This window comes from Streptomyces sp. NPDC126497, assembly GCF_040302425.1.
Lineage (GTDB): Bacteria > Actinomycetota > Actinomycetes > Streptomycetales > Streptomycetaceae > Streptomyces.
Genome location: NZ_JBEORT010000001.1, coordinates 158,028 through 181,697 on the forward strand (window position 1 = coordinate 158,028; position 23,670 = coordinate 181,697).

General features: G+C 71.5%; 22 protein-coding genes and 1 pseudogene. 10 read left to right on the top strand and 13 right to left on the bottom strand.

The window, feature by feature from the left end:
* The first annotated feature begins 250 nt into the window (after nt 1-250).
* The gene (locus ABTY20_RS00635) at nt 251-1,171 is read left to right on the top strand and encodes a hypothetical protein (protein WP_351994823.1); all 921 of its coding nucleotides are present in this window, start codon (nt 251-253) and stop codon (nt 1,169-1,171) included.
* Nucleotides 1,172-1,304: 133 nt separating this feature from the next.
* On the opposite strand, the gene ABTY20_RS00640 is transcribed toward ABTY20_RS00635, so the two are convergent.
* Nucleotides 1,305-1,703: a VOC family protein gene (locus tag ABTY20_RS00640; RefSeq protein ID WP_351994824.1), complete on the bottom strand. Its 399-nt coding sequence runs from the start codon at nt 1,701-1,703 to the stop codon at nt 1,305-1,307.
* Between the two features lie 93 nt (nt 1,704-1,796).
* On the opposite strand from ABTY20_RS00640, the gene ABTY20_RS00645 reads away from it, so the two are divergent.
* Nucleotides 1,797-2,807: a helix-turn-helix transcriptional regulator gene (locus tag ABTY20_RS00645; protein ID WP_351994825.1), complete on the top strand. Its 1,011-nt coding sequence runs from the start codon at nt 1,797-1,799 to the stop codon at nt 2,805-2,807.
* 39 nt (nt 2,808-2,846) lie between these two features.
* On the opposite strand, the gene ABTY20_RS00650 is transcribed toward ABTY20_RS00645, so the two are convergent.
* Together ABTY20_RS00650 and ABTY20_RS00655 are read right to left on the bottom strand one after the other, a co-directional pair.
* Nucleotides 2,847-3,122 carry a hypothetical protein gene (locus ABTY20_RS00650; RefSeq protein WP_351994826.1) on the bottom strand — a complete coding sequence of 92 codons (276 nt, stop codon included), beginning with the start codon at nt 3,120-3,122 and terminating at the stop codon, nt 2,847-2,849.
* 168 nt (nt 3,123-3,290) lie between these two features.
* Nucleotides 3,291-3,923 (bottom strand): TetR family transcriptional regulator, encoded by a 633-nt coding sequence (locus ABTY20_RS00655; protein WP_351994827.1) that lies wholly within the window; start codon nt 3,921-3,923, stop codon nt 3,291-3,293.
* A 128-nt stretch (nt 3,924-4,051) separates the two neighbouring features.
* Here ABTY20_RS00655 and ABTY20_RS00660 point away from each other — a divergent pair, with 128 nt between their 5' ends.
* The 5 genes and pseudogenes from ABTY20_RS00660 (at nt 4,052) to ABTY20_RS00680 (ending at nt 8,167) form a co-directional block, all read left to right on the top strand.
* Nucleotides 4,052-4,720: a hemerythrin domain-containing protein gene (locus tag ABTY20_RS00660; protein ID WP_351994828.1), complete on the top strand. Its 669-nt coding sequence runs from the start codon at nt 4,052-4,054 to the stop codon at nt 4,718-4,720.
* The gene (locus tag ABTY20_RS00665) at nt 4,717-5,697 is read left to right on the top strand and encodes a hypothetical protein (RefSeq protein ID WP_351994829.1); all 981 of its coding nucleotides are present in this window, start codon (nt 4,717-4,719) and stop codon (nt 5,695-5,697) included. The genes ABTY20_RS00660 and ABTY20_RS00665 overlap by 4 nt, the downstream gene beginning before the upstream one ends.
* A 27-nt stretch (nt 5,698-5,724) precedes the next feature.
* A pseudogene (locus ABTY20_RS00670) lies at nt 5,725-5,810 on the top strand (DUF397 domain-containing protein); the annotation flags it as partial.
* Between the two features lie 196 nt (nt 5,811-6,006).
* On the top strand, nt 6,007-7,215 hold the full coding sequence (locus ABTY20_RS00675; protein ID WP_351994830.1) for an NAD(P)/FAD-dependent oxidoreductase: 1,209 nt from the start codon (nt 6,007-6,009) through the stop codon (nt 7,213-7,215).
* Between the two features lie 10 nt (nt 7,216-7,225).
* Nucleotides 7,226-8,167, top strand: coding sequence for a sigma-70 family RNA polymerase sigma factor (locus tag ABTY20_RS00680; RefSeq protein WP_351994831.1), 942 nt, complete (start codon nt 7,226-7,228; stop codon nt 8,165-8,167).
* Between the two features lie 40 nt (nt 8,168-8,207).
* Here ABTY20_RS00680 and ABTY20_RS00685 read toward each other — a convergent pair whose 3' ends face one another.
* Nucleotides 8,208-8,522 carry a hypothetical protein gene (locus ABTY20_RS00685; protein WP_502991716.1) on the bottom strand — a complete coding sequence of 105 codons (315 nt, stop codon included), beginning with the start codon at nt 8,520-8,522 and terminating at the stop codon, nt 8,208-8,210.
* A 69-nt stretch (nt 8,523-8,591) separates the two neighbouring features.
* On the bottom strand, nt 8,592-9,794 hold the full coding sequence (locus tag ABTY20_RS00690) for an MFS transporter (protein WP_351994832.1): 1,203 nt from the start codon (nt 9,792-9,794) through the stop codon (nt 8,592-8,594).
* 92 nt (nt 9,795-9,886) lie between these two features.
* Here ABTY20_RS00690 and ABTY20_RS00695 point away from each other — a divergent pair, with 92 nt between their 5' ends.
* Nucleotides 9,887-10,492, top strand: a complete 606-nt coding sequence (locus ABTY20_RS00695; protein WP_351994833.1) for a TetR/AcrR family transcriptional regulator — start codon at nt 9,887-9,889, stop codon at nt 10,490-10,492.
* Nucleotides 10,493-10,748: 256 nt separating this feature from the next.
* Here ABTY20_RS00695 and ABTY20_RS00700 read toward each other — a convergent pair whose 3' ends face one another.
* Both ABTY20_RS00700 and ABTY20_RS00705 read right to left on the bottom strand, forming a co-directional pair.
* On the bottom strand, nt 10,749-11,216 hold the full coding sequence (locus ABTY20_RS00700) for a hypothetical protein (protein ID WP_351994834.1): 468 nt from the start codon (nt 11,214-11,216) through the stop codon (nt 10,749-10,751).
* Nucleotides 11,217-11,296: 80 nt separating this feature from the next.
* The gene (locus ABTY20_RS00705; RefSeq protein WP_351994835.1) at nt 11,297-11,521 is read right to left on the bottom strand and encodes a DUF397 domain-containing protein; all 225 of its coding nucleotides are present in this window, start codon (nt 11,519-11,521) and stop codon (nt 11,297-11,299) included.
* A 322-nt stretch (nt 11,522-11,843) separates the two neighbouring features.
* On the opposite strand from ABTY20_RS00705, the gene ABTY20_RS00710 reads away from it, so the two are divergent.
* Complete coding sequence (locus tag ABTY20_RS00710; RefSeq protein ID WP_351994836.1) at nt 11,844-12,734, top strand: helix-turn-helix domain-containing protein; 891 nt, start codon at nt 11,844-11,846, stop codon at nt 12,732-12,734.
* The gene (locus ABTY20_RS00715; protein WP_351994837.1) at nt 12,731-12,916 is read left to right on the top strand and encodes a DUF397 domain-containing protein; all 186 of its coding nucleotides are present in this window, start codon (nt 12,731-12,733) and stop codon (nt 12,914-12,916) included. The genes ABTY20_RS00710 and ABTY20_RS00715 overlap by 4 nt, the downstream gene beginning before the upstream one ends.
* Nucleotides 12,917-12,986: 70 nt before the next feature.
* Here the strand turns inward: ABTY20_RS00715 and ABTY20_RS00720 are convergent, their stop codons facing one another.
* From ABTY20_RS00720 to ABTY20_RS00745, 6 genes are all read right to left on the bottom strand, one after another.
* A complete protein-coding gene (locus ABTY20_RS00720; RefSeq protein WP_351994838.1) occupies nt 12,987-14,636 on the bottom strand; it encodes an OmpH family outer membrane protein in 1,650 nt (549 codons plus the stop codon).
* Between the two features lie 209 nt (nt 14,637-14,845).
* Nucleotides 14,846-15,334, bottom strand: coding sequence for an excalibur calcium-binding domain-containing protein (locus tag ABTY20_RS00725; RefSeq protein WP_351994839.1), 489 nt, complete (start codon nt 15,332-15,334; stop codon nt 14,846-14,848).
* A gap of 34 nt (nt 15,335-15,368) precedes the next feature.
* Entirely contained in the window at nt 15,369-15,899 is a 531-nt protein-coding gene (locus tag ABTY20_RS00730) for a PASTA domain-containing protein (RefSeq protein WP_351994840.1), read from the bottom strand.
* Nucleotides 15,900-15,967: 68 nt separating this feature from the next.
* The gene (locus ABTY20_RS00735) at nt 15,968-16,330 is read right to left on the bottom strand and encodes a hypothetical protein (RefSeq protein WP_351994841.1); all 363 of its coding nucleotides are present in this window, start codon (nt 16,328-16,330) and stop codon (nt 15,968-15,970) included.
* Nucleotides 16,331-16,550: 220 nt separating this feature from the next.
* Nucleotides 16,551-20,675, bottom strand: coding sequence for an Eco57I restriction-modification methylase domain-containing protein (locus ABTY20_RS00740; RefSeq protein ID WP_351994842.1), 4,125 nt, complete (start codon nt 20,673-20,675; stop codon nt 16,551-16,553).
* Nucleotides 20,675-23,632, bottom strand: a complete 2,958-nt coding sequence (locus ABTY20_RS00745) for a DEAD/DEAH box helicase (RefSeq protein WP_351994843.1) — start codon at nt 23,630-23,632, stop codon at nt 20,675-20,677. The genes ABTY20_RS00740 and ABTY20_RS00745 overlap by 1 nt, the downstream gene beginning before the upstream one ends.
* Nucleotides 23,633-23,670 lie beyond the last annotated feature (38 nt).

A 23,670-nucleotide genomic window follows, 5' to 3' on the forward strand; every position in this document is an offset into this window, starting at 1 on the left:
ACTAAGATACACCCTCCCCACTCAATCTCCTACGCCCGCCCCCGCCCCGGGGGGCCCGCGGTGCGGGCCCCCCCCCGGCCCGGCCCCCACCGCGCGGCGCCCTCGTGAGCGGGCGTTCCGCTCCGGAGGCACCGGCGGCCCCGGAAGACGCACGATGGGGGCGGAGCACTCCGCACCCGGCCGGGTGCCGAAGGCCGGCCCCGGGCGGCCGGCTCCGATCGTCCGGTCCGCATCGACCCCAGGGGAGCCCATGGCCACGTACGGCAGGAACACTCTCGCCCACCTCCTCCCGGCCGCGATCCTCGTCGTCGGCGCGGGCTCGCTCACCGCGTGCGGGAACGGGGAGGCGGAGGGCGGCGACGGCGGAGGACCGGACGGAACCCGTGGGGCGTACGCGGAGGCGCGCGCCCGCGAGGTCGCCGACGCCTGGGACGGCTCCGAAGCCGCCGGAGCGTGGCGCGGGGGCTACCACCCCGTGGAGGACGTGGTGGAGCCGCCCGAGGGCGGCTTCCACGACGAGGCCGACGAACGCGCCTTCGAGAGAGGCGACTTCGCTCTGCGCGGCGACCTCCCCGGCCTCCCGCGGGAGGACGGGGAGGTGAAGTGGGGGAGGGGCGGCTCGCTCTCCCTCCCGCTGATCGGGGCCCGCCGGGCGTACGAGACCCTGGACCGCGGTGACCCCGACGGACCGGCTCTCACGGTGACCGGGGCGAGGCTCGGCGAGATGACCCACGCGACGAGTCGCGGCCCGGCGACCGTGCCGGCGTGGCTGTTCACCGTGGAAGGGTACGACACGGCCCTCAAACACGCCGCCGTCCTTCCTTCCGCACCGCCCGACCCGCCGATCGACGCCGCCCGTGATCCGTCCGGCAGCGGCTTGGCCGCCGTGGACGCACTGGTCGACGTGGCCCGGGACGGCCGGTCCGTCACGGTGCTGGCCCACCACGGGGCCTGCGACGACGGGCCCCGTGTGCGGGCACTGGAGACGGACGGCAGCGTGGTCCTGTCCGCCTCCGTGGCCGGAGCGGTGGACGGCCCCTGTCCCGGCAGGAGGGACGTCGATCCGGTGGAGGTGGAACTCGACCGGCCGGTCGGCGACCGGATCCTGCTGGACGCCTTCACGGGCCGGCCCGTGCCGTACGGACGGCCGCACGGGATCCCCGCGCGGTAGAGCCGGGCCGCCCGCGACAGCCGCGGAGGGCGGACCCGTGAGGCCGCCCCCGAGCGGACGCGGGGCGTGGACGGTGCGCCGGAGGACCCCCGCCTCCCCCGTGTGAGGGGCGCGGGAGCGGCGGCGCATGACGTCAGCGTGCGAACTTCTCGACGGCCGCCGGGGTGACGGGGGTGAAGAAGTTGACGAGGTTGCCGTCGGGGTCGCGGAACAGCAGCGACCGGTTGCCCCAGGGCATCGTGGTGGGTCCGTTGACGAAGTCGGTGACGAAGCCGGCCAGGTCCCGGTGGACGCGGTCCACGTCGTCGACGAGGAACTCGGTGATCACGCTGTGGTTGTCCGCCGGGCGGGCGGAGCCCGGGGCGAACAGCGGGACCGTGCGGGTGCCGGCGATCGCGAGGGTGGCGCCCGCGGTCCGGAGTTCGGCGAAGTCCTCGGTGGCCCACGTCGCCGGTACTCCTGTGGCCCGCTCGTAGAAGTCGACGAGGCGTGCGACGTCGCCGGTGATGATGCGGATCGAGACGAAGTTCATGGAAGTCCCCTTGGCTGTGCTGGAGGCGTGCACGTCGCAGGCTAGGAGAGATAGGGGACAGAATCGGTCCTGTATGCGCGTTAGGCTGCGCCCATGTCCCGACCCACCGGCCGCGTGCTGACCCTCCTGGAGCTGCTGCAGTCGGGCGGCATCCGGACGGTGGCCGAACTCGCCGAGCGGCTCGGCGTCGAAGGGCGCACCGTGCGCCGGTACGTGAACCAGCTGATCGACCTCGACGTGCCCGTGGAGTCGGTGCGCGGCCGCTACGGCGGGTACCGGCTGGCTCCCGGGTACCGTCTGCCGCCGCTCATGTTCAGCGACGACGAGGCGCTGGCCGTGCTGCTCGGCCTGGTCGCCGGCCGCCGGGCAGGGCTGACGACCGCGGAGCTCACGGCGAACGAGACGGCGTCGGCGAAGATCCGGCGGGTGCTGCCCCGGCACATCGCCCGCCGGCTCGACGCGCTCCTGGAAGCCCTCGCCTTCACGGACCGGCCCGGCGAGCCGGACCGCCCGGACGCCGGGCTCCTGCTCACCCTCGCCGACGCGGTGCGCCACCGCCGGCCGGTCTCGATCCGCTACACCGACCGCGACGGCCGGCGCAGCGAACGCACGCTCCACGCGTACGGGATCGTCGCCCACGCGGACCGGTGGTACGTCACGGGCGAGGACGCCCGGCTCGGCGAGGACCGGACCTTCCGGCTCGACCGCATCGCGGACGCGCGGACCCTGCCCGGTTCGTTCGAGGAGCCCGCGGGGCCCGGTCCGGCGCAGCGCGTGCTGTCGGGGTTCGCCACGGCCGAGTACCGGCACGAGGTGACCCTGCGGATCCACGGGACGGCCGAGCAGATCCGCGCCCGCCTCCCGGCCGGCGTCGCGAGCCTGGAGGAGCAGGAGCCCGCGGCCGGCCGGGACCCGGCGGCCGAGCGCTGGCTGCGCGTCGAGCTGCGGGCGGAGCGGCTCGACTGGTTGCCCCCGGTCCTCGCCTCGCTCGACCGGCCGTTCGTCATCGAGCGCCCCGACGAGCTCCGCGACCTCGTCGTCGCGCTCGCCGATCGCCTCAGGTCCTGCGCCGCCGAGCCCGACCGCGAGGAACCGATGTCATGAGACGGCCAACCGGCCTCGATCTTTCGTGCGCTCTTGGTGTCAGCCGGCCGAGGGCCTGGGGTCCGTCATCCCTTGGCCGGGGACCGCGGTGTGCTCCGGGTCCTGGGCGGGGGTGGGGACGCGGTCCGTGGAGGAGGGGGCGGCGAAGACCCCGTCGAGGGCGGTGGCGTCGATGGCGCGGTCGAACCGGAGATCCAGGAGCGGCAGGTCCGTGCAGGCGGTGACGCGCTGTCGGGTCTCTTCCGTCAGCGAGAAGCCGCGGCGCTCCATCAGGCGCAGCAGCTGCTCGGCCTTTCCGGCCACGCGCCCTTCCACGCGTCCCTCCTTGAGTCCTTCTTCCTGTCCGGCGAGGCGGGCGTGCCGTCCGCCGGAGTAACGGACGGCACGCCCGCAGCGGGGACTGTGAAACTGGCGGCCCTTGGTCAGCCCGGACTGCCGTCCACGCCGCGTGGTGGCGGCGCGAGAAGGAAACGCCCGCCTCGCCTATGCCGGGACAGGGTCCTCGAGCATGTTCAGGGCCTGGCGGGAGAGCAGGCGCTCCGCGGCGTCGTAGCTCCAGCCGCAGTCGACGACGAGCGATCGCCATGCCGACAGCCCGAAGCACAGCCACAGACGGTCCGCCGCACCGTTCACGTCAAGATGCGGGGCCACCACGCCGATGGAGACCAGGTGCTCCGCGGCTTCGCGAAGCGCCTGGCGGTACTGCGTGACGACGTAGTCCCACACCTCCCGCGCTTTGGCGTCGCTCGCCATGGAGGAGTAGAGCAGGTCGATGGACGGAGCGAAGCGTTCGGTGTTGTCGCGGACGCCGTGCGCCAGGCATGCGACCGCCGAGGCGAGGTCCTCGCTCCGGAACACCTCCTCATGGATCCCGGTGGTCCGTGAGTCCGCCACGTCCGTGGCCAGGAGGGCGTGCAGGAGCTCCGTCTTGGTCCCCACGCTCGCGTACAGCGTCTTGGTCGCGACGCCGGCCGCGCGAGCGATGTGCCCCATCGTCACCTGTGCATAGCCCTGCGCGATGAAAAGCTCACGCGCGGCCGCCAGGATGTCCTGCCGGGTCTGAGCCGCGCCCCGCTCGCGCCGTGGCGATCGATAACTCCGGGTCAGTGCGGACATGCCCCCACCTTACCCCGAGGTAAGGGCAAGCGTATTCATTGCAGATGCTGTAACTTCAAAATGGGGCTTCCCTTCCGGACGGGAAGGCCACGCACCATGCACCCCTCGACTCGAAGGTTTCGCACCCTATGGACATGAATGCCGGGCGTGACGCACAAGCCGTCGTGGAAACGCGGCTCACCCATGAGACACACAGACTGGCCACCGGGCTGCTCGTGGACGCCGCCGGCCACCCCTCCGTGCCTCGCCGAGCGCTCGCGCAGTTAAGGGACTTCCTCGTGGTGAACCTGCGTCACCACCACGAGACCGAGGACGAATGGCTGTGGCCGCTCATCCTGACCGCGGCGCCCGACGTGAAGCGCGCCCTCGACGACCTGAGCGAAGAACACGAACGTCTGGACCTCGCGCTCGACCGCCTCGCCGACATCGACCTCGCCGGCGCGAAGGACCACGACGGCGAAAACCTGAACAAAGACGACCGGCACACACTGCGCGAGGCGGCCGTCGCGGTGCGCGACAGCGTGCGCGACCACCTGGCCCACGAGGAACCGGTTCTGTTCCCCGCCCTGCGGGCGCACGTCACGCCCGCGCAGTGGGAGGAGTTCGCCCGACGAGTCATCGCCACCACACCCCCGGTGGCCGGGCACCTGATGATCGGCCTCCTCGACGAGGTGGGCACACCGGCCGAGGTGGAATCGATATTCGTGAACATGCCGCCGCAGGTGAAGTCGCTGCTGCCCGGCATGCGCGACCAGGCCGCCACCGACCTGCGCGTGCTGCGAGGTATCGGCTCGTGACGGACACACACCTCCCCTGGCCGGACACGGCGTACGAGGCGATCACGGGCGACCTGACCATCGCGGTCGCCTACCTCACCCCCGCCGGAGGCGCGGTGGTCACCAGCGTCTCACCGGTAGGGCTCGCGAACCGGGCGGCCAACCAGGCCGGCTTCACCACCTCGCTGGGCTTCCCGAAGAAACTGGAACGCATCCTGAACAACCCGCGCGTCGCCCTCGCCTATCACACGCGCATGCACGGATTCGCCGCCCACAGTCACTACGTCCTCGCCCAAGGCAAGGCATCGGTGGACCTTCGGCCCTCGGCACAGCGGCTGGCGGAACTGATGGACGCCACGGAGTCGTTCTTCGGGAAGACCAAGCACGGAAGGGTGTGGGACTGGCTGCTGCGCGAGTACCACCAGGAGCGCGTCTTCGTCGACGTCGACCTGGAACGCATCAGCACCTGGCCCCACCTCTCCGCACACGGACCGGCGACCGTGACCGGCCCGTCCTGGCCAGGGCATCCCGCCGAACAGCGACCCCCGAAGAACGGCACGACACCCCGGATACCCGTCTCCAGGCTCGCCCGGCAGATCGCCGCCCTCCCGCATCGTCTGCTGGCGTACGAGGGGGCCGACGGTAGTCCCGTCATCCTCCCGGTGACGGTCACCGGACACGACGAGACCGGGCTGCGCCTCAGCGCACCGCCCGAACTGCTGCCACCGGGCGGGCGCCGAGCGGGATTCCTCGCCCACGCATTCCGGCCGCAGTGCGTCGGTGTGAGCATGCGCACCGCCACCGGCTGGCTGACCGTCGACGACGGAGAGGCGTTGTACGCCCCCCACACATCGGTCGGCATGACAGCGCCGCCCAGCAGGATGGTCATGACCGTGGCCAACGGCCTGCTGGCCAAACAGGGACTGCGCCGCGCACGACGCAACGGCACCACCGCCCACCTGCACGACCTCGCAGCCGGCGTCCGCTCCGGCGCGTAGCCCGGATTCCGGAGCGACCCGGGATGACGGGACTCCAAGGACGTGACCCGCCCGTCCTTCGCCGTCGGCCGTGAAGGCCGGGGCGGTTCGTGCGGTTCGCGCCGGAGCGCTGAGCGAACGTGAGGGCGTGCCGTCCGCCGGAGTGGCGGACGGCACGCCCTCAGCGCGTTCGGGGGCGCTCGGTCTCGTCCGTAGGGGGTCCGGCCACCCGTTCCGATTCGGTGACCCACGTCACACCCGGGCGCTGTCAGGAATCGGGGCGCCGTCCCGTTCAAGGGGCACGCGAACGAGACAGGCAGGAGCATCGCCATGAAGCACCGCATCGTCGTCCTCGGCGCCGGATACGCCGGGGCCTTCGCCGCCGGAAACCTGGCCCGCCGGCTCTCCCCCGCAGACGTCGAGATCACCGTCGTCAACGCCGTGCCCGACTTCGTCGAGCGGATGCGGCTGCACCAGCTCGCGAGCGGCCAGGACATCGGGTCCCGCACGCTCGCCGACGTGTTCGCGGGCACCGGGGTGCGGCTGCGCGTGGCGCGCGTCACCGGCGTCGACCCCGACCGCGGGACCGTCACCGTGACCGGCGAGGACGGCGACGGCGAACTCGCGTACGACACCCTCCTCCACACGCTCGGCAGCTCCGTCGCCCACCACGGCGTCCCCGGCGTGGCCGAGCACGCCCACGACGTGACCGGCCTGTCCTCGGCGCTGCGGCTGCGCGAACGCCTGGCCGGTCTGCGCGCGGGCGGCACCGTGCTGGTCGTCGGCGAGGGGCTGACCGGCATCGAGACCGCCGCCGAGCTCGCCGAGTCCCGCCCCGACCTCTCGGTCGCGCTCGCCGCCCGCGGCGAGCCGGGCGCCCGGCTCTCCCCGCAGGCCCGCCGTCACCTGCGCCGGGCCTTCGACCGGCTCGGCGTCACCGTCCACGCGCACACCCCCGTCGAAGCCGTCGAGCCGACACGGGCGATCACCGCCGACGGCACGTCCGTCCCGGCCGACGTGACCGTGTGGTCGGCCGGGTTCGCCGTGCACCCCCTCGCCGCCGCGAGCGGTCTGGAGGTCGCCGGAACCGGGCAGATCGTCGTCGACCGCACCATGCGCTCGGTCTCGCACCCGGACGTCTACGCCGCCGGCGACTGCGCCCACGCGGTCGGCGGGAACGGCCGGCCGCTGCCGATGTCCTGCGCCTCGGCCGGCGCCACCGCCATGCAGGCGACCGCCGCGATCATCGCGCGCCTGACGGGCGGCGAGGTCCCGGTCACCGGCCTGAAGTACCACGGCAACCACATCAGCCTCGGACGGCGGGACGCGATCATCCAGGTGGTGGACGGCGACGTCCGGCCGAAGTCCTGGTACCTGGGCGGCCGGACCGCCGCACGGATCAAGTCGGGCGTGCTCACGGGGGCCGGGTGGGGCGTCGCCCACCCGACCTTCGGCATGCCGAAGCGCAGGCGCCGCCTGGCCGGCGCGCCCGACCCGGCCGGCGCACCCGACCGGGCCGGCGCGCGGGCCGCCGCCTAGGCTGCCGCACGTGGACAGCGCAGCCGTCGAACGCTTCGAGGCCGGCCGGGGCCGGCTGGCCTCGCTCGCGTACCGCCTGCTCGGCTCGGCCGCCGACGCCGAGGACGTCGTGCAGGACGCCTTCCTGCGCTGGCAGTCCGCGGACCGCGACCGGATCGAGGTGCCGGAGGCGTGGCTGACCAAGGTCGTCACCCACCTCTGCCTCGACCGGCTCCGCTCGGCGCAGGCGCGCCACGAGCGGGCGGCCGGCGCCTGGCTGCCCGAGCCGCTTCTCGAGGGCGACCCGATGCTCGGCCCCGCCGACACCTTCGAGCAGCGCGAATCGGTGTCCCTGGCCGTCCTGACCCTCATGGAGCGCCTCTCGCCGGTCGAGCGGGCCGTCTACGTCCTGCGCGAGGCCTTCTCCTACAGCCACGCCGAGATCGCCCGGATCCTCGACGTCACCGAGTCCGCGAGCCAGCAGCACGCCCACCGGGCCCGGGTCCGGGTCGCCGCCGAGCGCCGCCGCGGCAGCGAGGAGGTGGACCCCGCGTCCGCGCGCCGGGTCGTCGAGGAGTTCCTCGCCGCCGCCACGTCGGGGCGCACCGAACGACTGGTCGAGCTGCTCACCGACGACGTGACGGCGGTCTCGGACGGCGCCGGACGGGCCAGGCGGCTGCTGCGGTTCACGACGCGCGAGCGCGTCGCCTCCTACGTGCGGGCGGGGTTCAGGCCCACGCCGGCGAAGCGGCGGCTGGCCGGCGGCTCGCCCGTGTTCCACACCGTGCAGGTCAACGGCTCCCCGGCGGTCGTGGCCGTGGTCGACGACCGGGTCGTGGGCGCCGTGGCGTTCGACGTCAGGGACGGCAGGGTCGCGTCCCTGTGCGGCATCGCCGCCGCGGACCGGCTCGCGCGTCTCGACGAGGCCTGGCGGCAGCACGGAAGCGACGCACCGGTCGTCGCCGCGTGGTGACCGGAGCCACCGGAATCCGGTGACGCGTCCGGACCGCCGACTACGCCACCGGGCAGGGCGGTTCGGGGAGGGTGCGGTTGGGGGAGCAGGTGACCAGGGCCAGGGAGAGGTACGAGGGGCGTTCGAGGTAGTGGCCGTAGGACACGTCGGCGCCCGCGCGCAGCCGGTCGGCGGCGGCGTCCACCAGCCGGGCCGGGCGCGCGGTGTCCCGGTCGCCCTGCGCCGCGAACCGGGGCGTGTACTCGGCCGGCCGTTCACCGGGCCGGGCCGCCGCCTCCTTCGCCTCCTCGACGGCTGCGGCCGCTGGACTGAGCCCGGAGAGGGGCGACACCAGGGCCTGTTTGGAGTATTGCATGGGGGAGTGCGGGCTGCCCGGGCGCTGGAATTCCTTCTCCGGTGCCCAGGCAGCCTGAGTGGCTCCCGGTCAGCGCACGGCGTCATTGGTACGGGCGCTCCAGATCGCCAGGGCGGCGAGCAGGCCGCAGGCGCCACCGAGCCAGAGCGAGCCTTGGAGCGTGAGCGTGTCGACGATGATGCCGCCGGCCAGCGCGCCGAAACCGATGGACAAGTTGAAGACCGCCACCCACAGCGAGGAGGCCGCTTCCACCGCGTGCGGAGCGGCCTTGATCATCCAGGTCTGGAGCCCCACGGACACACCGCCGAAGGCCAGACCCCAGACGATCAGCAGGATGGCGCCGCCGATTGCGGTCCGGCCCAGGAGCAGGAAGAGCGGCATCGCGGCCGTCATGGCCACGGCGATGGCCAGCACGCTGCGGTGCACGCGGCGAGAGAGCGCCGCACCCGCGACGAAGTTGCCGATCATGCCGGCCGCGCCGAACCCGAACAGCAGCGGACCGACATGGCGCTCATCGATCCCCGACAGATGCTGCAGCGCCGGGCTGACGAATGTGTAAGCGGCAAAGTGTCCGAACACGAGGAACACCGTCGCGATGATGCCGACGCGCACGCCCGGGTTGCGGAGCTGCTCCATCAGCAGGTCGGGGCGGATGGTCTGGGAGGCGGCCAGCCGCGGCAGTACCGCGAGCAGGGCGATCAGGATCACCAGCGCCAGGGCGCTGAGCGCGCAGAAGGCGATGCGCCAACCGGTCAGGTCGCCGACCAGGGTGCCGAGCGGGACGCCGAACACGTTTGCGGCTCCGACGCCGCCGAAGATGACGGCGGTGGCGCGTGGCACGTCCGCAGACGCAACGAGCCGGACCGCCAAGCCGGCGGCGACCGCCCAGAAGCCGCCCACCGCGATGCCGACCAGCACTCGGGAGCCCACCAGCACTGCGAAGTTCGGCGCCAGGGCGGAGCCCAGGTTCGCGACGGTCATCAGGGCCATCAGCCCGAGCAGCAGGACGCGTCGGTCCAGCGCCCCGACGACCATCGGGACCAGCGGTGCCGCGAACCCGGCGACGATGCTGGGCACCGTCACCATCAGTCCTGCCGTCCCCTCGGAGACCGACAGTGCGGATCCCACTGAGGTCAGCAGACCGATCGGCAGTTGCTCGGCGGTCACCAGCAGGAAGGTGCCCAGCGTCACCACGGCCACCGCCATCCAGCGGCTCTGATCCGGCGTCCCTGATTCCTGTGTCCGGGTGGGGGTCTGTTCTGCGGTCGTCAACGGATCCTCCTCCAGCAATTCGGAAGCGATCGCTCCCGAATCGGGACCCTAGTATGGGAGCGAACGATCCACAAGTCGGGTAAGGTGAAGTCATGGCACGCCCACGACAGTTCGACGAGCAGGAGGCGGTCACCGCGGCGACCGAGCTGTTCTGGCGGCGCGGTTATCACGCCACTTCGGTCCGCGACCTGGGTGACGAGCTGAACCTCGCGCCCAGCAGCCTGTATCGGACGTTCACGGACAAGCACACGCTCTTCCTGCGCGCGCTCGACCACTACCGGGCCACCGAGTCCACGGAGGCCCGCCGACGTCTGGACGCCAGTGACCGCCCCGTTCGCGAGGTGCTGCGGGAATGGATGCTGTGGCTGGTGACCTGTCCAGCCGCCGGCGAGTCCGGCCGCGGCTGCTTCGTGATCAACACCGCCACCGAACTCGGCACCACTGACGCCCAGGTCCAAGAGCGGACCGAGGCCGCGTTCGCGGTCACCCGGCGGGCCCTGCATGCGGTACTGGCCGAGGGGCGGGAGCGGGGCGAACTGTCCACCGATCTCGACATCGACGGAGCCGTGGAGTCGCTGTTCACGACAGTACTCGGCCTGCGGGTGCGGGAGCGCGCCGGTCACGACCTGGGGCGCCTGACCACCGCAATCGATCTTGCGATCCGAGCTCTGGGGGAAGAACCCGCGAAACCTGCCTGACGGCAGCGGGAGATGCGAGAGCCGGTTCGGAGCGTTGATCACCTTCGGTGCATCATCTCCCGGTGAGCCGTGGAGACCTGACAGACCAACAGCAGGAAGCCGTGCAGGGTGTCGTGACTGCCGTTGGGCATGAGGTGAAACTATGCGCGAAGCAAGAACATTCGTTGGTTTTTGAGGTGTGATCACCCGTTTGACGGAACCCTCTGAGGTTGACGCCGAGGCGCGCGGTCGGGGCGGGTGCGAGTGCCGGCCTGCTCTACGCGCAGGGGCAGGGCAGTTCGGGGAGCGTGCGGTTGGGGGAACAGGTGACCACGGCCAGGGAGAGGTACGAGGGGCGTTCGAGGTAGCAGCCGTACGACACGTCGGCGCCCGCGCACAGGCGCTCGGCGGCGGCGTCCACCAGCCGGGCCAGGCGCGCGGTGTCCCGGTCGCCCTGCGCCGCGAACCGGGGCGCGTACTCGGCCAGCCGTTCACCGAGCCAGGCCGCCGCCTCCTTCGCCTCCTCCCAGGTGCCCCGCACCAGTGAGCGGGGCTTGACGAGCCAGTACGCCGTCTCCAGGGGCGGCAGGTCCGACGTGCGGAACTCCGCGGCCGCCAGGCGGTAGCGCTCGACCAGTTCCGGCCTGCCGTCGGCCGGGGGAGGCTCGGGGTGCGGGGGCCGCCGCAGCGCCTCGTCGTCGAAGCGTGCCTTCGGGCCGGTCCAGAGGTAGGCGTGGTGGTGCACGGGCCGTTCCCCTTTCGAGGAGCACCGGCCGGACGCGGGGAGAGGTCCGGTCCGGCCGGCGGCGGGGAGGGGGAGGAGGGTCAGGCGCCGAGGCCGAAGCGCGCCGGGTCGATACCGGCGGCGTCCAGCTCCTCGGTGGTGAAGCGCAGCGGCCGCGCGTCCGGCCGCTTGCTGTCGCCCAGCGCCCAGGCGTCCTCCCCGATCCGGGCCAGCGTCACGCACCCTTCCGTGCAGGGGCCGCCGCACGCCTTGGTGAAGGAGGCTCCGCTGATGTCGAGCGCGTAGAGGTCGGTTCCGTTCTGCATGACTGCACCTTCCGGTTCGTCCGATGCGGCCGGGTCCGGCCGCCGCCGCCCGTGGTGGGCGGGAGTGCACGGGAGGGGAGGCGGCCGCCCGGGTGTTTCCGCAGGTGAGCGGTGGACGCGGACGGGTTTCTCCCGGCTCTCCGTGACCTCAGGGTGGCGGTCGGACGGGGGCGGGGACGAGTGTGGCACCCCGTACGGTGAGTCAGCGTACGGACACGAAGAGTGGACGGTACGTCTGATGATCCGTCAGTCTGGGGGTGGACGCGGGCGGCGTGAGGAGCCGCCGTGGTGCGCGGTGCGGAGGAGAGGAAAGGGGCGGCGGATGGACGTGGTCGGGGTCGAGGGGGAGGCGGCCGGGAGCGCCGGCGGTGCGCGGGCGGTTGCGGCGGGGGAGTGGGAGCGGGAGCCGCATCCGTCGGACAGCCTGCGCACGTTCGGGGCCGTCGTCCAGGCGTTGCGCGAGCACGCGGGGCTGAGCCGGGTCGACCTGGGCGCCCTGGTGCAGTACTCCAGGCACACGGTGGAGTCGGTGGAGCTGGGGCGCCGGATGCCGGACGAGGCGTTCGTGGAGCGGGCGGAGGAGGCCCTGGGCAACACGGGTGCGCTGCGGAAGGCGGCGCGGCACCTGACGCGGGGTGAGGCGGGACTGGCTGCGTGGTTCCGGCGGTGGGCCCGGCTGGAGCGGGAGGCGGTGAGCCTGTGCACGTATGAGTGCCGGTTGGTTCCGGGGCTGTTGCAGTCGGAGGGCTATGCGCGGGCCCTCTTCGAGAACCGGATTCCGCTGCTGACGGATGAGCAGTTGGAGGCTCAGGTCGAGGCGAGGATGGAGCGGCAGCGGATGCTGTACGAGCGTCCGACAGTTCCGTTCCACTTCATCGTTGAGGAAGCGGTCCTGCGACGGAGATTGGGCGGTGCCGAGGTGCGGCGTGAGCAGTTGGACTACGTTCTGGAGCGCACGTCACCTCGCAACGTGACGTTGCAAATCATGCCGCTGGAGGCTGAGTACCACTCGTGCATGGATGGACCTCTGCGCCTACTGGAGACACCCGAAGGGCGTCGACTCGCATACTCGGAGGGCCAGGAGAGCGGACGGCTGATTGGCGACTCGAAAGAGGTAAGAGTTCTCCAGCAGCGCTATGACACACTGCGGTCGCAGGCCCTGCACCCCAAAGATTCCCGGGCCTTGCTGGAGCGACTGCGAGGAGAGGCATGAGCACGACGGAACTCGCCTGGTTCAAGTCAAGCTATAGCGGTAGCTCGGGCGACGACTGTGTGGAGGTCGCCGTCACCGAGCAGGCCATCCACGTACGGGACTCCAAGGACGTGACCCGCCCGGCCTTCGAAGTCGGTCGTGAAGGCTGGGGGCAGTTCGTACGGTTCGCGTCCGAGCGCTGAGCCGTGTCGTGCCGTCCGCCGCCTCCGATGAGGGGGCGGCGAACGGCACGTCTGTCTGAGCGCAGAGGCGTCAGGTCAGGGTGTTGCGCAGGTGGGGGCCGAGGTGGCCCACGTAGACCTTCCCGGAACGGGAGCAGTCGTCGTAGAAGTGCAGGCGGGGGGCGATCGTGTTGCCTCCGCCGACCTTCAGGTGGGCCTGCATGAAGACCCGGCCGTCGGCGGCCACCGCCTTCGGTACGGGGAGCATGCGCTCGGCGCGCAGTTTCGCCTTGCGGGCGACGGTGTCCGACTCGCGCATGGCCACCTTGGCCGCCGGGAAGGGAAAGGCGCTGGAGGGGTCAGACTTGCACCAGCTGAGGAAGTCGCCCGAGGCCGCGCCGTCGGCGGAGGACCGTGCGAAGTGGTCCAGGGCCAGCAAACCGTCCCAGGCGACGTACAGCCAGTTGTCCACCGACTGGCTGTCGAGGGCCCGCGTCGTCTTGGGATTCCCGGTGAACGAAATCCCGGGCAGTTCGTGCAGGCGGTCCAACAGCTGGGAGAAGGACTGCGGATAGATGATGTCCGCAGCGACGGCCGGTGTGTGAGCCTCAGCGAACTGGCCTGCTTCTTGCAGCTGTTCGCGTAGATAACGGTTGAGCCGCTGGGACTCCTGAACTTTTTCGTACAGCTCCTCGTTCTCGCCGCGTAGCTCGTTGCTGGCCTGGTCCGCCTTTGCCAGCTCCGCGTACAGGCCGTTGATCTCGTCGACCCGGCTGGCTTCCGCTCGCTCCGCCTCGTCCAGCAGGGCTGTCAGTGCCGCGTTGTCGGAGCGGAGCTGAACGACGTCCGCGCCGGCCGGGGTCAGACGGGGGCGAGTGCGCTGACGCGGGATGCTCAGCAACGCGGCGGGCAGCGGCTGTCGGGAGGAGAGCCGCTGGGGAAGCGCCGCGAGGATGGAGGCGGCACGGCGGAGATCGGCGTCGATGGTCCGGCGCGACATGATGGGGTGCCGTTGCGCGTCGGGCTTCCAGGCCGGGTCGACCCCTGGCAGGTAGGTGCGGACGCCACCGCCGAACACGGGGTGGTACTCCAGTGCCGTGTTGAAATCGGCTTGTGCTTCCGGGGTGAGCACGTACAGCACGGCCAGTCCATGCAGATAGCGGAAGAGGGGTTCGACGACCGTCCGGGACCAGTCGTCGGGATCCTTTCCGTACGGCACCGTGGCGATGACGACGGGCATCCGCCGGTTGGTGTCGCACAACTCCTCGATGGCGTCGTCGACGTCCTCGGCCTCGATGAAGACGGGCGCGGCGGCGACGTCGGCGCGCCCGTCGCGCGCTTCCAGCGCGTCCAGGAGGGGACGCACGATGTTCGGGGTGTTGGCGCGCTTGAGGAAGTCGCCCTCGCGTGCGGGCTGGTGCTCGATGTCGAGCTGCACCCATGTGCGGCGGTCTCCTTGTTCCTCAAGTCCGGAGCGCACGATCAGCGTCGACTGCCAGGTGCCCGAGGTGGCGGAGGGGGTCTCGCGCATGCGCCACCGGCTGTAGGCGCCCTTGCGGCCGCCTTCGGAGTCACGGTCGAGGGTCGCGTGCGGGGCGATCTCGGTCCGCCCCTCGTCCAGACCGGACGGGTCGTAACCCTTGTCGCGGATCCAGTCGTGGAGCTGCCGCTCTGCTATGCCGCATGCCTTGACGTAATTGAGTTCGGTCGAGACGACCATGCGGTAGCCGCGTGGTTCCATGGGCGCTCCTCGTGGGGAGTCGGGCGGGATGCCTGTCGTGCTGAGGGCTGAAGGTTGCCGTCGGCGTGGTGGCCGTGCCGCTTCCTGCCGACGGGCGGCGAGTACTCGGGATCGAGGTCTTCGCCGCGGTTGGTCGTGCTCATGGTGTTCTACTCGGCGAGAGAGGGGGCCGCGCCGAAGGTGACGCGGCCCCCTGAGGGTGTAGGGGCTCAGCCCCAGTCGCAGCCGGTGCCGTCACCGTCGCGGTCGAGGTGGCTGCCGTAACCGGGCTCGCCCCGCCGAACCGGCGCGGCACCGGCGGCTCGCGCGGCGGCGCAGTTCTCGTAGTAGACGCTGCTCGACCCGCTGTCGCCGGAGTCGTCGTAGTCGTAGCCGGAGTCCTCGGCCTCGACCGTCTCCGTTACCGTCTCGGTGACGGTGACGGTGACGGTCGGTCTCGGCTTGGGCTTCGCCGTCTTGGTCACGGTCGGAGCCGGCTTCGGCGACGCGGTCACCATCTCGGTCGCGGTCACCGTCGGCCTCGGCTCGGACGCCGTCTTCACCGTGGCGGCGTCCTCACCACCCCCGGCTATGCCCCCGAGGGCCAGCAGGGCCAGGCCACCGGCCCACACCCGCTTGCGCTTGTACAGCGGACGGACATCCGGAGCACGCGGCGTCCGGGTAGGCCCGGTTGCACCGGGCTGGAACGGGTTACTCATGATCCCCCCTGGGATATGTGGTGGTGACGGTGGGTCAGCAGGACTCGGACAGCTTCACCGAGAAGATCGCGACCCGCAGAGCATCCGTAGCGCCCGGCCCCGGATCCTGGCGGCACACCTTCCAGTTGCTGTTGTCCAGGATCCAGCGCCCCTCGGGAGAGGCGTCCTCCTCGTTGACCAGGAAGCCCTCGGACCGCAGCAGGCTCTGCGCCTCACGGTGGTTCATCCCGACGACGTCGGGGACCACAGCGGGCTCGCTCTCCTCAGCCTGCGCGGACTTCGGCGCCTCCTCGGTCCGCTCCTTCGGCTCGTCCTGCTCCTGCTTGTTGCGGGACTGCAGGTCCGGAGACTCGTCGGGCGACTCGGGCGTCGGCGTAGCGGTGACCGACTTTGTGGCGGCCGGGGTGGCCTCGGTGGAGCCGGAGCCGCTCTCCCCACCGCCCGCGATGCCCCCGAGGATGATCAGGGCGACGAACCCGCCCGGGATCAGCGCACGCTTCTTCTTGAACCAGGGCCGCTCCTGCTTCGTCACCGGCGCGGTCGGCGGTGTGTACGGGCTGCTCATGGTGAGTGCTGCCCCCTTGCTCTGTGAGTGTGTGGATGTGAGCTGAGGTGGACGGCCCTGCCGCCGTCTCATGGCCTGTCGGTCGGCTCGTAGCCGAGGGCCGCACGGTTGATGAAGCGGTCGCCGAGGTCGCGGACAGGAGCGGATCTCGGCTTCTGGAGGGCGCTTTTCGCCGTGTACTTTTTCGGCGCGGGCTTCTTGCCGACGGCACGCTTGGCCGTTGTCGTCTTTGCCTGCTTGGCGTTCTTCGCGGCCGGCGTGTTGCGCGCGGCGTACTTCTTCCGGAGCGCTGAGAGTTGCTCGCGTTCTTGCGGGGCCATGTTGGCAGGGAGGGCGTTGGCCAGGGCACGGGCCCGGCTAAGTGCATAACGCGCCTCGTTCCAGTGCTTTGTGTTGATGGCCAGGCGGACCACCTTGATGGTCCGCTGCAAGGCTTTGATCTTCCCGGGCTGCCGTTTGGGTATGGGCAACTCGGCCCCGCTGCTTCTCCGCTGCGCGGCGGCACGGGTGCCCCAGTCCGTACCCGAGGTCAGGACGACGACGGAACGGGGGTTGCTGCTCTGGCTTCGACGTACCACGGGCGTTGTCCCTTGGCTGAGCGGTGGGGCGTGCCCTGGGGTGGCCATCAGGCGGGGCCACCCCAGGGGCAGGTCAGTCGTGACGGGGGCCCTGGCCGGGGGGCGGGGTGAGGGTGGAGCGGTAGGTACCGGACTCGCCCTCGGTGAGCGGGTTCTCCAGAGTCAGACCGGCGGCGGCCATGCGGTCGTACTCGGCGAGGATCAGGTTCTTGGTGCGGTACTCGCCGTGCGCCTTCATGTCGTTGTCACGGGTGACGTTGAAGGTGTCCAGGATGTAGGCGGCGTCGTCGCGGTTGATCCCGTAGAGGTGGAAGAAGAGGGCGTCCAGCTCGGCACGGATTACGGCACGGCGGGTTTCGTCCCAGCGGAACGGGGCGCCGGTGTCGCCGAGGTCGCGGGCGAAGGGTGTCATGTCGTGCGCGGTGTAGGTGAGTTCGAGAAGGCGGGGGAGGACCGTGCTGCTGTGAGGCGCGAGCTGGTCGGGGGTGGGGACGGGGAGCTGTCCAATGTATCCGTACGTGAGATGAGTTCCCCCGATCTTCTGGCGGACAGCGAAATCGCAAGCCATGGATGACCAGACGGTGGCGAGGAGCGCGGCGTGGTTCGGTGTGGAGGGGAGGGCGAGAGGGAAAGGGTGGCCAAAGCCGTGCGCGGGTGCGACAGCAGAGATCATCGTGCGCTCATCACTGGCCCGGCAGATGTCCCGCCACCCCATCAACCAGTCCCGGTCCCATCCTCTGGCGGCCAGACGACTGCGCACGCCGGGAACCTTGTTCTCTTTGCCGTTCTTGTCGAACTCGCCGGTGGAAACGTCCTGTTCGGGAATCCAGTAACGCGGTAGCGGAGCAGTATCGGAGGCCTGATGTTGGTCCAGTGTGAGGCGGGGCAGCGTGCCCACCGCGAGCTGTTTCTCGGTGGCGCCCTTGTACGTGGAGAAGCGGTGGTCGTAGTGGTGGAGCATTTTTGCCTCGTAGAGCGGCAGCAGGCGCTCTGTGTCACGCACGAGCACGTTGCCGTGCAACTCCCAACCCGCCTTCAGAAGGTCGTCGAAGGTCTCACCGTTCTGGACGTCGGGTCTGAAAAGGTGGGAGTCGTTCGACATGTCGAACATGCGGGTGAAGGTAATGCCCCACGGGTTGCCCGCCGCACCTTTAGCCTCCTCAATCAGGATCGGGACGCGGCGGTAGATGCCGAGGGTAATCTCGGCATCACGACGGTTACGGAAGACGGGACACGTCCCGGTGTTCGGGTTGAGGAGCTGGATGTCGCGGCCGGTCAGGGTGTAGGCGCGCTCGGCGAGCTGCGCCACCTGGCGGACCCGGAACGCGATGGAGATCGGAGAATCGGGGGAACCTGAGCCCGCCATGCAGAACAGGGCGAAGTTGACGCTGTGGTGGACGCCGGGGAAGACCTTCTCTTCGTTCTCGAAGCCGTAGAGCGCGCTCAAGTGACCCTTCGTCACCAAGTCCTTGAAGAAGAACTGTGTCGTCGCATCCGTCGCGATGCCCGTCGGAACGATTACGCCGGTCCTGCCGCGCGGGCCCGTGAGCGTGCGATCCGTCTCCGCGAAGACCGCGTACGTGTTGATGTCGCCGCGCCCCGTCAGGGGGAAACGGTTGCTCATGCGCAGGAAGTGACTCTCGCCCTCCGCACGACGCTTGGCGGCACCGAACTCGGCGAACAGGCGCATGCCGTCCGGGTTGTTACTCAGGGCGGCGATGAGCTTCTTGCGGGCCGCCGCATTCTTCGCCTCAGCGATCTCCGGGGAGCGCTGGGCGAAGAACTCCTGCTCCTGAAGCTTGACCCGCTCCCACGGCGGATTCCCCACCACCGCGTCGAACCCACCGGCCCATCCCGTCCCCGGCTGGACGCCGGCCCCCGACTCCGGAACCGCGAACACCTCCGGGAACTCCAGGTGCCAATGGAAGAACCGGTACTGATCCCGCAGGCTCATGATCTCGGCGTGCGTGGCGTCCGGCACCGCTGACTGGTCACGACCACGCAGCGCGCGGAACACCTGGTCGGTCGGCGCCTCCGGCGCCCCCTCCCGCTTGGGCCAGACGAACGCGGCGCACCAGGCGTCGGCGGCGTGCAGATCCTGGACGTACGTCGCGGACTCCACATAGGCCCGGTACGCGGACTCCTGCGCCCGCACCTGCTCCAGGGAGTCGGCCGGGGCGGCGGTGATCCGAGCCAGCTCGGCGGCGTACCGGTCGTTGCCGGGCAGGACGTCCGTGTCGAACAGCAGCTCGTCCTGGCCGCCCCGCTGGGTCTTGTTCCGCTTGACCAGTCCGGCCGCGTACTTCTTGTCGTCGCCCTCGATGGGCTTGAAGGCGTCGTCCGGAACCCCCTCCGCCAGCAGCTTCGGCGTCGCGCCGATCAGGCCGTTGCCGTGCTTGACGTGGGCGTCCAGGAACCCGAGCGGCTTGCCGGGCTCCAGCGCCTCCAGCCACAGCGAGACCTTGGCCAGCTCCACCGCCATCGGGTTGAGGTCGACCCCGTAGATGCAGCGCGCGACGACCTCGTGCAGGGCGTGCCGCACCGCGTCGACCGTAGGCTCCGGGTTCCGCTCGCGCACCGACGCCACCCGCTTGGCGATGCGCCGGGCCGAGGCGACGAGGAAGTGCCCGGAGCCACAGGCCGGGTCGCAGACCGTCAGGGAGAGCAGCTCGTCGACGATGTCGTCGGTCGGGTCGGGACGGCCCGCCGCCGTGGCCCGCTGCTCGCCGCGTTTGACGGCGTCGTCTATGACCGGGTCGAGCGTCGTGTCCAGCAGGCACTCGATCAGCGAGGACGGGGTGTAGTAACTGCCGGTCGTCTTGCGGCTGTTGCCCGCGACCTCGATCAGCTCGAAGGTGCGGTCCGTCGCCGAGTGCTTCGGCTCCAGCTCCAGCAGCGACTCGTAGACCGAGCCCAGCTCCTCCGCGTCCAGGTGCCGGTAGTCGACCGCGCGCCACCGCCGCGCCCCCGGGTCCCGCACCTGCGCGAGGTGCCGCACGGCGGCGAGCAGCGACTCGTTGGACAGCTTCAGCCCGTCCAGCGGCGCGTCGGCCTCCGTGTGGGAGAACAACCCACCGAGGCCGGGCAGCCCCAGCTCGGGCCGGCCCCCCTCCTCACCCAGCGCGTCGAGGACGATCCGCAGCGCCTCGTACTGGTCACCATGGGCCGTGCCCTGCCGCCGCCGGGCCCGCTCCCGCAGCCGCGCCGACGAGAAGTACCGCTCGTACGCCTCCCGTTGCCGCTCGCCGGCCTCCGGGTCGAGCAGGGCGTCGCGGTCCTCGGCGACGAAGACGAACAGCAGCCGGTAGACGAGCCGCAGCAGGGCGTCCCGCAGGGCCTTCGGGTCGACGTCCTCCCGCAGCCGGACGTTCTCCGGGTGCCGCAGGAAGCCGGTGCCGAGCACGGTCAGCGCGTTCTGCACGCCCAGCCGCAGCTGGTCCAGTGCCCGCGCCCCCGACGTGACGGCCTCCGCCCGCCACTTCTCCAGCCAGCACCCGGCCGGTGCCGCCCCCTCCGGCACCTCGAACCGCGACGCGTGCAGCACGCAGTACAGCAGCACGAACTCGCTGAACAGCTCCCCGTCGAAGATCGCCTCGAGGTCGAACTCGACGTAGGCCGCCGTCGCGAAGGACGACGAGTCCCGCAGCAGCCGCAGCCGGCGCCCGTTGGTGAGCACCGCCCACAGGTGGGCCTCGGTGCGGTTCAGGCAGTCCTGGAGCATCGACTGCGCCGGGACCTGACCGGCCGCCGGACGCTTGTCCAGCTCCTGGTTCCACGGCACCCGGTGCACCAGCGCCGGCCCGTGCCGGTGCGACACCGGGAACCGCTTCTCCGGGTCGGAGTCGGCGGGGATCCCCGCCGCACCGACCTCCGTCAGCGCCCCGAAGTCCAGCTTGCGGAACAGCTGGGCGAGCCAGTCGGTGCCGGCCCGCCCCGTCGGGTCGGCGGAGGGCGCGCCGGTGACCGGGTCCGAGGGCAGGGCGGTGCGCAGGTCGCGCCAGAGCGGCTTGAGGTACTCCCAGGCGCGCTCGGCCTCGTCGCGGACGGGCACCGAGGCGGGCAGGCCGTAGTCGGCGGGCCTGGTGCCCGGCAGGTTCCGCGCCTCGGCGATGCGCAGCAGCATGTCGGCGGGGAGGAGTCCGCCGACCGTGGTGACGGCGGTGAAGGCCGGGGCGGTGCGGGTGGCGGCGGCGGACATCAGGCTTCGGCTCCGGGGGCGGTGGTGGCGGGCGCGGCGGGCTGCGGCGGCACGTAGACGTACACGCCGAGGACGTCGGCGGGCTCCTGCGGGACGACCTTCAGGCCGCGGACGATCTCCTCGTTGGCCTTGCGCACCCGGCGGTGCGAGGCGTCGAGTTCGGCGGCCAGGCGGGTGCCGTACGCGGTGAGGTGGTCGGCGAGGCCGGGCAGGCCGTCCAGGGCGCGGGTGATGGCGTTGCGGGCGGCCAGCTCGTGGGTGTTGGCGGTGGCGCGGGCCCCCAGCAGCGCGGCGGCCGCGTCGTCGTCCAGCCAGCGGGCGCGCTGCGGCAGGCCCTCGTAGGCCAGCAGCCGCGCGTCCTCGGCGACCACCTGCCGCTCGCCGGTGCGGGACGGCAGGGTGAGGTGGAAGCGGTAGCGGACCAGCAGCAGCGTGGTGCGCACGCCCACCGCGTCCGTGGTCACCACACCGCAGCGGCGGGCCGGGCGCGGACCCGGCGCCTTCGCGTCCAGCGCCGAGTCCAGGACGTACGAGGCGACGGCCCCGATCGCCGGGTCGGTGCGCACCAGGGCGGCCTCGCCGCGCCCGATCGCCGGCGTGGTGCGGAACGGGATCTCGCGGTCCTCCTCGACCAGCCGGTTGCCCAGGGTGGCCGCGAGCGCGTCGCGCAGCCCCGCCGGGGTGCCGCCGACCTGCGCGGTGAAGTCGCCGCTGCCGTCACGCGGGTCGCGGACCAGCGCGTCCAGATCCCGCAGCGCCTCCAGGGCGAACTCGCGGACCTCCTCCGCGCCGCCGAGCGCGGCCCGTACGGCGGCGACCTCGCGGGCCACCTCCTCCGGGTGGATGGCCCGCTGCGCGTACTTGGAGCGGGAGGTCTTCTCCCGCTCGGCGGCCGAGCTCCACTCCCGCTCGATGCGGTCGAAGGACTCCTGGTGGCCGTCCATCTCGAACAGGCTCTCCTGACTGCCCTGCCGCCCGTGCAGCAGCAGCCACTCCACCACGGCGTCGGTGACGCCGGAGGCGGTCTCGTCGGGGACGGAGACGGAGATGCCGAGGTCCTTCTTGATCTGGCGGTGCTTCCTGAACAGCACGTCCAGGACCTTGCCGTCGATGCCGTTGTCCTCGCCGTACATGGTGATGACGCGGACCTGGTCGCGCTTTTGGCCGTAGCGGTCGACGCGGCCCTCGCGCTGGTCGTGACGGGTGGGGTTCCAGGCCAGGTCGTAGTGGACGACGGCGTCGAAGTGGTGCTGGAGGTTGACGCCCTCGGAGAGGCAGTCGGTGGCGATCAGCACGCGGCGCACGGCCGGGTCGTCGCCCCCCTCGGCAGCCTCGGCGGCGAGCTGCTCGATCCGCTCCAGGCGCTGCTGCGGGGAGAGGGTGCCGGTCACGGCGGCGACCTTCGTCTTCCTGCCGAGCTTGCCGTCCAGCTGCTCGGCGAGGTAGTCGGCGGTGGGGATGTAGCGGCAGAAGACGATCGGGTGGTAGCCGTCGGCGATCAGGGCCTTCAGGTGCCGGGTCAGCGCCTTCAGCTTCGCGTCCTCCGCCGGACCCACCAACCGCTCCGCCCGCTCGGCGAGTTCCAGCAGCCGCGCGCCCGCGTCCTCCGACTCGGCGGCGCCCGGCGCGACGTCCATGCCCTCCAGGCGGTCGTTGTCGGCGGAGTCGGCGGCCACCGGGGCGCCCAGCAGGTCCGCCTCGTGCGCGGTGCGGGCGGTGGCGGACTCGGAGCGGGTCCTGAGGGTCTGCGCGGCGGCGGCCGGGGAGGACACCATGGAGCGCAGCAGCGCGATCACCGACCACCAGGCGATCCTGGCCTCCCGCCGGCCCTGCTCCCCGGCCGCCTCGACGCGGTCGCGGGCGTAGGCGATGGCGTCGTCCAGCAGCGCCCGGTAGGCGGGGGTCAGCTTGTAGGGCTCGTCCTTCGTCCAGCGGTCGGACGGGAACGCGGTCCGCTCGGCCAGCGAGTCGTCGGTGAGGCCGTCCTCCCTGGTGAGGTAGGTGCGCACGTCGGCGCGCTTGCGCGCCACGAAGTGCTCGGCGAGCCTGGCCCGCCCCGCCGGCGTCTCCAGGTCCAGCGTCGCCAGCTCCGGCCGCACCAGGCCGAGCAGGTTGCGGAACGCGGACTCCTTGCCGGAGTGCGGGGTCGCGGTCAGCAGCAGCAGGTGGCGGTCGGCGTCGGCGGAGACCTTCCGCAGCAGCTCGTAACGGAGCTGGCTGGTCGCGGAGGAGGCGCCGCCCTGCGCGGGGTCGTCGGCGGCCACACAGGTGTGCGCCTCGTCGACGATCACCAGGTCGGGGCAGTGCCTGACGAAGTCCTCGCGGTGGCGGGTCGACTTGATGAAGTCCGTCGAGATGATCGTGAAGGGGTGCCGGTCGAACAGCGACTGGCCCAGCTCCAGGTTGCGCTCCAGGCGCGACACCGTCGACGCCAGCACCAGCTCGGCGTCGATGCCGAACTTCTCCCGCAGCTCGCCCTGCCACTGCTCGGCCAGCGCCGGTGAGCACAGCACCGCCAGCCGGGTCGCCTCGCCCTGCGCCAGCAGCTCCTTGGCGATCAGGCCCGCCTCGACCGTCTTGCCGATGCCGACGTCGTCCGAGATCAGCAGCCGCACCGTGCGCTGCCGCAGCGCCATCAGCAGCGGCACCAGCTGGTAGGCGCGGGGCTCCACGGCGATCGACGCCAGCGAGCGGAACGGGCCCGCGCCCGACCGGAACCCGATGCGCAGCGCCGTGCGCAGCAGACCGGCGGCGCGCTGGTCGCCCAGGTCGTCCGGGCTCGGCGCGGCGAACTCGGCGGGCCGCACCTCCTCGAACGTGGGGAAGACGGCCGCGATGTCGTCCTCGCTCCCGCCCAGCGGGCGCAGCACCAGCATGTCGGGGGCGCTCTCGGGCAGCACCACCCATTCCCGGCCACGGGCGGCGACCAGCGAACCGGCTGTGTACGTGGGGCTCATGAGATGTCTCGGTTCCTAAGGAGTCGGTACGTCGGGAG